The organism is Pseudomonas sp. BF-R-19, from assembly GCF_019956445.1.
In the GTDB taxonomy this organism is placed as follows: domain Bacteria; phylum Pseudomonadota; class Gammaproteobacteria; order Pseudomonadales; family Pseudomonadaceae; genus Aquipseudomonas; species Aquipseudomonas fluorescens_BH.
In genome coordinates this window covers 1-12,458 of sequence record NZ_JAHBDN010000109.1, presented here as the reverse complement: position 1 = coordinate 12,458, position 12,458 = coordinate 1, and the positions used below count along the sequence as shown (strand labels likewise).

Below are 12,458 nucleotides of genomic sequence, written 5' to 3'. Positions count from 1 at the left end.
ATAGGAACGGCGTTCTTGTGGCATAGGCGTCCGCTTAAAAAGGCTAAAAATGGTGTCCACTTAAATTTAGGTGGACACCATCGCCTCAAGCGACGGTGTCAGGAAGGTGTGTTGCCCGGACGGTTACCCGCGATCATGGTGATGCGACGTTCATTTGCACGTCGAGCTCGACCAAGAACAAGGACGGCAAGCTCGATCCGGAAATACAACAAACCATAAAGGAAATAAGTATTTCCTCCGGACGTATGCGCACATCGGCGTCAATGTTGAATCCGGTTTAGCGCATAGTCTGGTGGCGCGGCGGCCAACGTGGTGGACGCCGCGCAGATCGTTCGGTTGCGTCATGGCGAGGAATCTTACGTGACCGGCGCCGGTTATACCGGCGTGGACACATACCGCTGCCTCATCAATAGGTGAATCAAAGGTGCGCCGACCGACCTCCATCTACCGCGAGGATCTGGCCGCTGATGTAAGGGGCATCCGCCATCAAAAACAACACGGTGCGTGCAATATCCTGGGGTTCGCCTGTGCGTTTAAGCAATGTGGAATCAATAACCCTCTGGCACGTTGCCTCATCGAACAACCCATCGGCAGGCCACTCGATAGCACCAGGTGAAACGCCATTGACCCGAACGTGTGGCCCCATTTCTATGGCTAACGCCTTGGTCAGGCCCAGCAGTCCAGCCTTGGCTGCGCAATAGGTCGAAAAGCCGGCTATTGGTCGCTCCGCATTGATATCGATGATATTGACGATTGACCCAGCGGATTCCTTCAAGTGTGGCCAGGCCGCCTGCGATAAGAACAAAGGGGCCTTGAAGTTGCTGCCGATAAGGTCCGACCAGTTGTCTTCGTCGATTTTTCCAAAAGGGGTTGGATAGAAACTGGAGGCGTTGTTGATCAACCCGTCAAGACGGCCAAAACTTTCAGCGGCGGATTCGACTAATCGCGCCAGACCCGCTGTGTCCAGCAGGTCGGCTTGCAGCAGCGAGACAGACCCCGAGCGCTCCCAATTGAGCCGATCAGCCAGCTCGGCGGCCTGTTCGCCACTTTGGCGATAATGCAAGATGATCGACGCGCCAGCCTCATGCAGGGTCCTGACAATCGCAGCGCCCACCCGCCTCGCACCGCCAGTGACCATTATCGCTTTGCCCTTCAAGGACGTATTGGACATTGCTAATTTCCTGTTCAGCTGTTGGAAAGCCGTGGATGACGAGCCAAGCGATGATCGCGAGCAGTTCACAGCGCGTCTCCCCTTTCGGAAGATGCCACTCGATCAAGGTAATCAACCCCTCCAAGGCACGACCTGATCCCTCTCGATCAGGAAGCGATCGTTAGGAGTCTGTCTAGGTTTGCCGGCGTACTGGGCATCAGAGAAGGACATTTGTTTCAACAGAGTCCAACCGCCGTGTTTCAATCCGGCGGCTGTAGCACAAATTCTGGAACCATTTTTCACACCCCCTAACCGCTGACGACTGCATTCGCGTATTTCTTATCCGGCAGCGTGATTACACTTTCACACTGATCAGGATTGAGTTCCTGATCAGAGGCGCCATCCGACAACGACGGTGATAGACGAAAGTCCTTATCACGTAACAAGAAGAACGATAACGCCGGAATCAAAATCAATGCGCCGACCATATTCCACAGGAACATGAACGTCAGCAAAATACCCATATCCGCCTGAAACTTGATCGGTGACCACGCCCAAGTAACTACTCCAGCGGCCATTGTTAGCCCGACCAAAGCCACTACTTTTCCAGTAAAGTCCAACGCACCTTTATAAGCCTGCGCCAGAGGCACGCCACGACGTTGCAGAGCCAACTGCACACTTAGAAGATAAAGTGCGTAGTCCACGCCAACGCCTACACCGAGCGCGATGACTGGTAACGTAGCCACCTTCACCCCGATCCCCAGGAGGACCATGAGCGCCTCACACAAAATTGATGTCAGGACGAGAGGGATCAACGCGACTAACGTTGCTCGCCAAGACCTGAAGGTCGCAAAACAAAGCAAAATCACTGCGCCGTACAATACTAAATGCATACGCCAGAAAGACTGCTGAACCGCAATATTAGTGGCCGCTTCGATACCTGAAGAGCCGGCCGCCAACAAGAATTTCCGTTCGTCAGTGTTATGTTCACGCGCAAAAGCCTCGACCGCCGCTGCGACACGGGTGAGCGTGGCTGCCTTGTGATCAGCCAGGTAAGCAATAACAGGCAGGACTGCACATTCATTGTTAGTGAGGTCCGATTGATCCACGAGTACTTGATTGCGCGACGAAACCAACAGACTCGGGGTGCGGACCAAAGACATCCATCGCGGGCTGCCTTCAAAATAGCCTGACATTGTCTGCTTCATTGCGTCTGCTGCGCTGCGTACAGTTTGTACGCCAGGGACATCACGCAGTGACTCACTCAGACGAAGAACTTCCGTCAGAGTTTCAAATGACTCACACTGACCGTGTGGCACCTTCACGATCACTGTGAATTGATCGTTGGACAGTCCAAAATTATCATTAATGAACGCGACATCCTTATTATATTGAGCATCGGCCCGTAACTCTGGTGCGCCTGCATCAAGGTCACCTATCTGAATGCCTTCCCGGAGCACGAATGCAGCTCCACCCAAGAGTAACGCTACCAAGATAGCCCCGACGGCGTATCGGCGGGTAGTAAACAAAACCAAGCAATTCCAAAGCAATCCGAACACACCTCGACCAGCGTTTTCATCGGATGCGTCTCGAAGCGAACGCCGCGCGGCTTTCAGGCTTACACCGGTGTAAGAAAGCAGCACTGGGATCAGTACAAGCTTGGTGAAAACCAGCACTGACACACCCACACTTGTGGTCAGCGCCAGGTCCCGAATGACCGGAATATCGATAATCATCAGAACTGCGAAACCGACAATATTGACCAACAACGCAGTCAGTCCGGTAAAGAACAATCGGCGAAATGTATAACGAGCGGCAACGTATTTATCCGTTCCACGTCCCACATCCTGCATCACGCCGTTCATTTTCTGAGCGCCGTGGGACAGTCCAATAGCAAATATCAGGAACGGCCCCAGGATCGAATAGGGATCCAATACAAAGCCAAGAAGCTGCATTAACCCCAACATCCACACCACGCCTAACGTTGCCGCAAATACAAGTAGTAACGTGCTGCGCCAGCAACGGGTATAGAAGAAGACAAACAATGTCGCGATCACGACAGAAACTGCAAAATAAGCCATCACCTCACTCAGCCCGGTAATCAGGTCGCCTACCAATTTGGCGAATCCAATCACATGAATTTGTATCTGTGGGCTTTGGTAGGTTTGAATGGTATGGGTCAGTGCAGCATTCAGCGCACGGTAATCCAGCGGCTGATCACTGCCTGGGACCTTATCCAGTAACGGCGCCTGAATCATGATTGACTTCAAGTCATTGGAGATGAGGCTTCCAACGACGCCAGCCCTGGTAGCGTTCGTGCGCAGCTCTTGAATCTTTTGCGCCGAGCCATCAAATCGATCCGGCATGACCGGTCCGCCTTTAAACCCCTCCTCCGTAACTTGTGTCCACCGGACAATGGGCATCCAAATGGACCGCATCCAAGAACGATCTATACCAGGAGTGAGATAGATTTCGTCGTTTATTTTTCGCGAGACATCGAGATAGGCCGGATTGAACACATCTCCGTCACGATTCTCGATAACAATGCGCAAGATATTGCCTTGGCCACTCAGCGCGGACTGGTTGGACAGATAATTTTGTACCCATGGGTGAGACTGGGGGATCATTCGCTCGAAACTGGCGTTGATCGGTAATTTGGTTGCCTGCCAACCCAATGCAATCGAAATGATTGCAATCACGATAAAAATGGACATTCGATGATTAAAAATAACGCGTTCGAGCCAACTGCCAGACGCAGCGTCGAATTTGCTCCGATCGGCTATCACCGGCAAATCGGTTTGCTCCGAAAGATGCATCGCCATGATCTACCTCTTAGTTGTGGAGATGGAGGCGGAGCGAACCTGCCCCAATTGCGGCAGAGTTTCGCGTTGCAAACCTCGCCCTCCCCCTATGACGACGACATCAGGACCAGCCGATAAAACGCAGGCCAAAACAGTTGGTTTCGCCGCCATCGTCAATGTGTAAGCCGAGCCCTGTATGGGGCCTGAAACCAGCTCGCCGCCTTGCGTAACCATCACTAAACGGCCGTCAGCCAGCACAGTAGCGCCATTAATGCTAGATTCAGTCGGCAAACGCAGAGCCTGCCAGGAGGTGCCGCCGTCCATGCTGCGGTAGGCGTTTCCCCGTAATCCGTAGGCAATGATGATGTGCTCGTTCCCCACCATCCCGAAAAAACTTCCGCTGTAGGGAGTCTGGGTCGCCACAAAGCGTTGTGCTTCACGATCAAGCTTCCATACTGTTCCCTGCTCACCGGCGATAAAGACTTGGCCACCTACGCCTTCAATCGCATTAAAATGCAGCGCTTGGGGGTTTTGGACACGGTCCATCCAAGGTACCCAGGACCTACCGCCATCTTGGGTTGCCAGCACAATTCCAAAACTCCCAACAGCGAATCCTTCGAGATCATTTCGAAACCAAACGCCTAGAAATGCTTGTTCCGGACCATTGGCGAAGTTGAGATCAACATCCCGTAGATTTGATTCCACAGAGGTGTCCCCTGCCGCTAACCGCTGCTGATAAAAGGTGCGGATCAACGTCTCTGCCTGGCGGCCATCGAGCTGTTTCTCCCAACTGAGTCCACCGTCCGCAGAATGCAGTATCACGCCACTATGCCCGACCGCCCAGCCATTCTGAGCCGTTGGAAATGTGACATGAAGAAGATCAACGCTGACGGGCGATTTCACCTGGCTCCAGCTCAATCCTTCATCGTCTGACGTAAGTATTCGCCCGAGCTCCCCCACCGCGACTAACCGACTACCCGCGCTATCTACCGATAGCATGAGTGTCGACGCTGCCCGCGGTGTCATGATCGCAGGAACGTCAAGTGGATCTTGAAATGAGGCGGCCGTTACACACAATGGCAACAGCGCTGTCACCAAGGCGAAAACCGATTGCCGGAGTACGCGCATCGTTGAGTCTCCAAAGACTTCGTTCCCGACTACGAGCCATCCAAAGCTCGGTGCCAGTTCTTGTTATTTTTCCGCCTGCGATAAGCAGGCGGCATCTTGAAGGGGCGGTGGTCAGAAGAATTTTTCTATACAGCAAACCGCTTCTGCGAACGTCGTGTTAACTCACTGCTCATCCAAGATTGCCGCGTTTAAAAGCAACCGTATGAGGATTGAGGTACTCTGCTCGGCCCTCAATCAGAAGCTCGTTTGCAGCGACAATGAAAGCCAGCCGCGGTCATTTGTGGTGTACGCCCCGTTCCCACTTACCGCCACACCATCGACGACATCATTAATATCCGAATGTGAGTCGGCATAGGTCAGTTGCACCTTATATTTCTGGTAAAAATCTGCAAGCAGCCCCACCGAGTATGTATACGAACCTTCACTACCGCTCAAGCTCGTTGCACCGTTGCCGCTAATACCGTAACTAGTAGTGATGGGCAGCGATAAATCGACCCCCGGGAATGCTTGCAGCCACTGTGGAGTAAATTGGAATCCCACGCCCCAGAAATTTTGGGTCGCACAGCCGTCATCCTTGCTGCCCGTTGGGCAGCCACCGTATCCCTCACCGCGGAAGAGTTCTTTGTGCTCTGTGACACTCATGAGATGAGAGTACGAAAGCTCGGCAATCAACGTACCTGTATCGTAAAAAGGCGTCTGCTCGAGCACCTTGACAGAGTTGAGGAGCGCATGGAGGGTATCGCCACGCGGTCCTTCGTTGTCTGCCAGGCTTACCCCTGCCGCAACAAGAGGAGCATTTTTACGATATGAAACATCCAGACCAACACTTGCCCCCAGGATGTTGTAATTGGCGCCAACACCAAAAAGTTTAATGTCCTCCGGATAAACCAGTCGGTATTCAGACGGCGCCCCCCCGTTTATCAGGATCTGCGGTGCCAGCCATGGTGTTGGATCGTCGAATTGACGGTAATACGCTGACAGCGCACCGCCCTCCATGAATGCGGGCGTCCAGGATGCACTCAGACCATAACTGCCATGCTTGTCATCGGGCTCCAACGCATCTTCGCGGGGAACCGAAAACCCAGGGGCGAGAGGGAATTGATCCGGGCCATCAAACAAGAAGTCGGTACCGGAAAAAAAGGTACCCCCCTCGGAAAAACGCGTCGGCTTCCAGTCCAGAAAATACTGAGCCGCTAAAGACAGTGTCGGTGCCACCTGTGACTGGAAAGAGATCTGATTGACCGGAATAAAAATTTCTTTGGCGGTAATCCCGGGAATCGATGCCGCCTTTCGCAGATCTTGAGGAGCTTGACCGTAGTTGATGCCTTGGCCGAAGAAGTCAAAGGTCGCGGATCCCCAGTAAATCGTGTGCTGCCCTACTTTCACGTTCAGCGGGGTGTCACCGAGGGTAAGGTTGGCAAAAAGAAAAGCATCGAGAAACTCACCAGAAGGGCCTTCTGAATAGCGCCTTGTGGAACCAGAATATTTATCGCCAAAATAGCTGCTCTGCCACCCCTGAGCTGCCAGGCTCGGGCTCTGCTCTACGTCAGTATCGCTGTAGGCGTGGTCGTACCAACCGGCTGCGCTGACCCGCCCACCGTACTGGCCTTTGTAGACAAAATCGAACTCGCTGAGAATATCCAGACGGTTCATTACCATGTCGCCTTTATCGAACTTGTAGTCACCTTCGTCCGAGTTTGGGCTACCTGCAATTCGGCTGTCGCGCCCTTCCATCCGCCACCCAGCAGTGTATTTGGGCGTGGTATCAAGCCGAATTTCAAGATCCGGATTGCCTGTATCAAGGTTGAATGCGTACACAGGCATGGCGAGACTTCCGGCTGTCATAGCCAGGACTGCTGGAAACGTGAATACCTTGCCACTCAAACCGTGGTTCTTGTTCGTAGACATGCCAATCTCCATTGCCGTTACTAATTATTGTACTTGTGGTTGGCGGCCGCCGGTCATGCCCTGAAGGGGTGCATATTTATGAACGACGTTAACGTAATTAACTTTTAATCGAAGCGCCTGTCAAGATATTTATGAACGTCGTTTGCATTTATGAACGCAAAATTTTTCGTCAAAAAAAACGAGACAGAGAAATTCAAAAGACCTAAGTCCCTTTCTGATAAAGATTTTGGCTTGATAGCTCACGCCGCATCACCTGGACCACCCGATGCAGCAGGGACCTTCCTACAGTGCGCTGACAGGTCCTCCAACAGAAAACCTCAACTGATCCACTCCTCCTAACCCTGTGCACAGTAACGTTGTCGCAGGCTCACCTTATCTACCTTACCGCTCGCAAGATGCGGAAGCTCAGAGACAAGTTCAACGCTTTTCGGGCATTTGTAACTGGCAATCATCGTCTTGCAGTACGTGATCAAGTCTGCCGGACTGACGATTTCACCCGGCTTCAGCACAACGATAGCCTTGACTGACTCGCCCCATAACGGATCAGGCGCACCAATCACCGCGACATCCAGAACGACGGGGTGTTGGAACATCGCATTCTCGACCTCCCGACTGTAGATGTTCTCGCCACCCGAAATGATCATGTCTTTCTTTCGATCGACCAGAAACAGATACCCCCCCTCACCCAAGTAGCCCATGTCCCCGGTGTGATACCAACCATCGGAAATGGCGTCCAGCGTAGCCAGCGTATTGTTCCAGTAACCGCTCAATTGATAAGGCGACTTCACGCATATTTCTCCCGCCGTTCCAGCAGGACTTTCAGCGCCATCCTCATCTACGATTCGAAACTCCAGCTCCGGCGCAACGTGCCCGACCGACGCAAGCCTCTGGATTTGCTCTGCGGTGCCATTGGGGTTGACTTCATGGCTTGGAAGCACTGAAACCGGACCGAAGATCTCAGTCATTCCGTACTGCACCGAGAAAATCTTGCCAAACGCTTCGATTCCGCGCTTGAGTACAGGCACAGGAATCGGGGCGGCCCCAGTCATGATCGAGACAAGGCTTGAGGTGTCATACAGATCTCGTCCAGGAACATCGAGCACCGCTTGCAGCATCGCAGCGACCATGAACGTATGCGTGACTCTTTCGTTCTGAATCTCTTCAAGCATTGCCACCGGATTAAAAGCCCGCTGCAGAACCAAGGTGGATCCATTCAGCATTGAGGCCAAAGGGGAACCCTTCCCGCCTACATGGAAAGCCGGCGTGACTTGAAGCATCCTGGAGCTTCCATTTACGCCCAGGTTCAATGTGGTGCGCTCAGCGGCATTCCACGCTGTGAGATGATTGTGTGGAACACCTTTAGGACGTCCCGTCGTACCACTTGTGTAGAAGAGATGGCAAAAGTCCTCCGGGCGGGAACGTATGGGCGGCCCGCTTTCTGCGCCCTCTTGAATGAGCGATGCGTAGGGTAGCGCCCATCCACTTTCACCGCCGACACAGACGAAATGCACAATTCCCTGTAGCTGTTCCCGGACCAAGCCAACCATGGCAGCATATTGCTCTTCAAATATCAGGACCTTGGGATCGGCATCCTTGAGTATTTGGACAATCTCCGAGGGTGAGAGCCGGAAGTTCACCAATGTGACGATGTATCCAGCCCACTCTGCTGCACCATATACTTCGAAATACTCGATACTGTTGGTGGATAGCACGGCCACCCGATCCTGCCGCCTCATGCCCAAGTCATAAAGGCTGCTTCCAAGCCTGCGTACGCGTTCGGCATATTGACTGTACGTCTGCCGCTGCCCTTCAAATACATATGCCTCCACGTCGCCGTGGTAGCGGGCATTGCGCTCGATCAAATCACCGATCGTGGCCATGTTTACTTCACCTTTGTATAAATCGTGCTTTAAAAACTTCAGCCCTAAACCTGCCAACTGAAAACACTCCGATCAGGCACCCGACGGCACGCCAGATTCTTGCGAATAAGCGGCAGACCTGGATGATCAACTCATTGAATCAGGTGTTGGCGCAGTAAAAAGACTCACCAATTATCGAAGAGCCTAGAACGACCTCCGGATTAATTGCAGACAGTTGCGATTGGGTGGTGGTGCTACTCCGACCACCCCACAACAGTCTCCCTATAGTTCCAGCAATTGTTCCGGCGATGCCAGGACGCTACCCAGAAAAGCAGTGAAACGAGCGGCATCGGCTCCATTGATTACCCGATGGTCATAACTCAATGACAAGGGCAGCACTTGGCGCCACTCGATTCCCTCTCCTTGGGGACTTGGTTTCAACTGCGTCTTGGTGACACCCAGGATTGCAACCTCCGGCGCGTTGACTATTGGAGTAAAACCCGTACCGCCAATGGCGCCCAGCGAGCTGATGGTGAAACAGCCTCCGGACATCTCACTCATGCTCAATCCCTTTTCCCGAGCCTTGGTAGAAACGGCTACGACCTCTTCTGCCAGTTGTTGCCAGGTCTTGGTATCACAATCGCGCAGCACAGCCACCAGAAGCCCATTGGGTGTATCCACTGCGATACCCACATGAAAGTACTTTTTCAGGACAAGGTGAGTGCCATCGCCGTCAAGCGACGCGTTGAATTTGGGAAACGCCTTCAACGCTGCCACTACCGCTTTGATCAAGAAGACCAATGGTGTGACCTTTACATTGGGATGAGCTTGGTTCATGTACTTTCGAGTGATTTCCATCGCCGTAACGTCAGCATCGTCATGATGCGTAACGTGCGGCACCATGACCCAATTTCGGGAAAGGAAAGAACCTCCCAACTTCTGGATACGCGTCAGCGGAACGCTCTCGACATCGCCGAAGCTTGAAAAATCTATCTGCGGCCATGGCGCCACTTCCAGCGCCTCCCCACCACTTCCTTTTTTGGTATCAGCTAAGCTACTCATCGATACGGCGCTCCGTGATGACCAAACTAAACGATTTCGGCGAGTACGGCGCCGACCTCGTAGGTTTCGCCGGGCTGGGCAATAATTTTCAAGACACCTGACGCCGGGGCCTCAACTTCCTGGACCGATTTGTCGCTTTCTAATGCATACAGCGGTTGGCCTTCCTCAACGCTGGCACCATCCTGGACCAACCATTCGGACAGAGTGCCTTCGTTCATGGAAAAACCGATTTTCGGAAGTAAAACTTGAGTACTCATTATTGCGACATCCCTTATAAATTTCGAAAATTGCCCACCTGACAACTGCGCCTCAGCGCAGCGCATCACGAATGGCGCTCTCAATTTGCGACTGCCCAACCAGGTATGCCATCTCCAGGGGTTTGGAGAATGGAACAGGCGAATTGGGAGCCCCCACTCGCTGTACCGGCGCCTTGAGTTGATTGAACAATGCTTCATGAATACGCGACGAAACTTCTGCCCCAACACCAAAGTTCTTGACTGCCTCATGCACCACTACTGCCCGCCCGGTCTTGGCCACCGATGCCAGCACAGTTTCAGTATCCAGAGGTGAGATGGTCCGAAGGTCAACGATCTCTACAGAGACATCTTCCTTCGCCAACTTTTCAGCCACGGCGATTGCATCCGCAACTTGACGGCCGTAGCAAATGACCGAGACATGCTCGCCTTGCCTCACAACGTTTGCCTTGCCGAGGGGAATACGCACACCCCGCTCAGGTGCTTTACCGGGTGTCCAGTAGGTCGGCAGATTCTCGATGAAAATGCAGGGGTCATCGTCAAAAATGCAAGACAGTAATAATCCGTACGCGTCAGCCGGTGAAGAAGGTGCAACGACCTTGATACCGGCCGTATGAGCAAACCACGCCTCAAGATAATCAGCATGCTGACCTCCCGTGCCGAAACCGGCTCCCGTCATAGTACGGATGGTGATCGGTACATGGGTTTGTCCCCCGGACATGAAACGTAGCTTGGCGGCATGGTTAACAATCATATCCATCGCCACGGCGGTAAAGTTCATGAGCATGACTTCCGCCACTGGGCGCATTCCCACTAACGAAGCACCGATTGCGGCACCTACTATCGCTTGCTCCGCGATTGGTGTGGAACGAACGCGACTGTCTCCATATTTGGAGGATAGCCCGCGTGTTACTCCGCAAACGTTGCCGCCTTCGTTATCACCCACGTCTTCGCCCAGCAGGATCACATTAGGATCCATGCCCAGCGCGTCGTCCAGGGCCAAATTCACAGCTTGAAGAATATGCATGCTTTCGGCTTTTTGCTGGCTCATACGATCACCTCGTCGCCAAATACATCGCGGCGTAGTTCCGCCACATCGGGGTATGGGCTGGACAATGCGAACTCGACAGCTTCATTGATGCCCTGCTCAATCTCAGACTCCATTGCTACCAAATCGGTATCAGTGGCGTGACCATTTTCGATAAGCCAGTTCCGAAAGGCCGGAACCGGATCATCGCGCATGGCTTCCTCCTTTTCGGTCGAGCCCATGTAATCGTCTGGATCGCCAAAGACGTGTCCATGAAAACGAAACGTCATCGCCTCAATAAGCGTTGGGCCCTCACCCGCGCGCGCACGATCGATGGCTTCTTTGGAGGCCTGATACACCGCAAGTGGATCATTACCGTTAACGGTTACACCGGGCATGCTGTAAGCCACGGCACGATCAGCAACGTTGGCGACAGCAGTACCTTTGGCGAACGCTGTGTGCTCGGCGTATCGGTTGTTTTGGCAAACGAACACCACTGGGAGTTTCCATACGGAAGCCATGTTCAAGGCTTCATGGAACGCTCCGATGTTGCTGGCTCCATCGCCAAAATAGGCGATGGTTACCTGATTCCCGCCACGGATCTGAGTAGCCAAAGCCAGGCCGTTGGCGATAGGCATGCTACTGCCGACGATACCGGTGGTGATCATCACACCGGTGGCTGGGTGAGTGACGTGCATTGGGCCGCCCTTACCTTTGCAAGTACCGGTGACCTTACCGGCTAACTCCGCCCACAGTTCCTTCATAGGCACGCCTTTACAAAGCATGTCATGCACGCCACGGTAGATCGTACAGATGTAATCTTCGTCGGTCAGGTTAACTGAGACTGCTGCAGGAATAGCCTCTTGCCCACGCGGCGAGTAATAAGGCATCACCATCTTTCCACTCTTGATCACAGCGCGAAAACGCTCGTCGTTCTGCATCACAAGCGTCATGCGCCGGTATATGTCGAGTAGCGTCTGGGGATCAGGTTGTTTCGCCAATGTCATGAAATTAACTCCTTCACATTATTCGTGATTCCTGCAGACTGGCTATCCCTTGAGGGATGACACCTTTGAAAGCAGGTATGCCATAGCGGTGGATCGCTCGCGCCGGTTAAAGCGGACTTGCCGTCGCTGAAGCCGCAAGGTACTCCAGCAGGACGCGATGAAAATTGGAGACGGCCACTTCCTGAACAGGGTTGGTGCGCGACCCTTTGAAGCCGGAAGATTTCATCCCCTCCTGGACATTCCCCATGTTCTGGAAATCCTG

10 protein-coding genes and 2 pseudogenes are annotated in these 12,458 nt (G+C 53.1%); 1 reads left to right on the top strand and 11 read right to left on the bottom strand.

Translation table 11 applies throughout. The annotated features are described in order from the left end of the window. Nucleotides 1–140: 140 nt before the first annotated feature. Nucleotides 141–390, top strand: a pseudogene (locus tag KGB28_RS29125) (IS5/IS1182 family transposase); the annotation flags it as partial. 28 nt (nucleotides 391–418) lie between these two features. Here KGB28_RS29125 and KGB28_RS29120 read toward each other — a convergent pair. From KGB28_RS29120 to KGB28_RS31940, 11 genes and pseudogenes are all read right to left on the bottom strand, one after another. Then, nucleotides 419–1,171 (bottom strand): pteridine reductase, encoded by a 753-nt coding sequence (locus KGB28_RS29120; RefSeq protein ID WP_223448962.1) that lies wholly within the window; start codon nucleotides 1,169–1,171, stop codon nucleotides 419–421. Between the two features lie 31 nt (nucleotides 1,172–1,202). Further along, nucleotides 1,203–1,390: pseudogene (locus KGB28_RS29115) on the bottom strand (IS5/IS1182 family transposase); the annotation flags it as partial. Between the two features lie 68 nt (nucleotides 1,391–1,458). Next, nucleotides 1,459–3,966: an efflux RND transporter permease subunit gene (locus KGB28_RS29110; protein WP_411740613.1), complete on the bottom strand. Its 2,508-nt coding sequence runs from the start codon at nucleotides 3,964–3,966 to the stop codon at nucleotides 1,459–1,461. Nucleotides 3,967–3,975: 9 nt separating this feature from the next. Beyond that, complete coding sequence (locus KGB28_RS29105; RefSeq protein WP_223448964.1) at nucleotides 3,976–4,950, bottom strand: WD40/YVTN/BNR-like repeat-containing protein; 975 nt, start codon at nucleotides 4,948–4,950, stop codon at nucleotides 3,976–3,978. 363 nt (nucleotides 4,951–5,313) lie between these two features. Next, nucleotides 5,314–6,987 (bottom strand): DUF1302 domain-containing protein, encoded by a 1,674-nt coding sequence (locus KGB28_RS29100; RefSeq protein ID WP_223448960.1) that lies wholly within the window; start codon nucleotides 6,985–6,987, stop codon nucleotides 5,314–5,316. Nucleotides 6,988–7,322: 335 nt separating this feature from the next. Beyond that, nucleotides 7,323–8,867 (bottom strand): class I adenylate-forming enzyme family protein, encoded by a 1,545-nt coding sequence (locus KGB28_RS29095; protein WP_223448959.1) that lies wholly within the window; start codon nucleotides 8,865–8,867, stop codon nucleotides 7,323–7,325. A gap of 261 nt (nucleotides 8,868–9,128) precedes the next feature. Further along, nucleotides 9,129–9,908, bottom strand: coding sequence for a 2-oxo acid dehydrogenase subunit E2 (locus KGB28_RS29090; RefSeq protein WP_223448958.1), 780 nt, complete (start codon nucleotides 9,906–9,908; stop codon nucleotides 9,129–9,131). Between the two features lie 26 nt (nucleotides 9,909–9,934). Continuing rightward, nucleotides 9,935–10,165 (bottom strand): biotin/lipoyl-containing protein, encoded by a 231-nt coding sequence (locus KGB28_RS29085; RefSeq protein ID WP_223448957.1) that lies wholly within the window; start codon nucleotides 10,163–10,165, stop codon nucleotides 9,935–9,937. A gap of 52 nt (nucleotides 10,166–10,217) precedes the next feature. Continuing rightward, nucleotides 10,218–11,213, bottom strand: coding sequence for an alpha-ketoacid dehydrogenase subunit beta (locus tag KGB28_RS29080; RefSeq protein WP_223448956.1), 996 nt, complete (start codon nucleotides 11,211–11,213; stop codon nucleotides 10,218–10,220). Continuing rightward, the gene (locus KGB28_RS29075) at nucleotides 11,210–12,196 is read right to left on the bottom strand and encodes a thiamine pyrophosphate-dependent dehydrogenase E1 component subunit alpha (protein ID WP_223448955.1); all 987 of its coding nucleotides are present in this window, start codon (nucleotides 12,194–12,196) and stop codon (nucleotides 11,210–11,212) included. Before KGB28_RS29075 ends, KGB28_RS29080 begins: the two co-directional genes overlap by 4 nt. Nucleotides 12,197–12,302: 106 nt before the next feature. After that, on the bottom strand, nucleotides 12,303–12,458 hold a 156-nt coding region (locus KGB28_RS31940), incomplete at its 5' end, for an SRPBCC family protein (protein WP_411740612.1).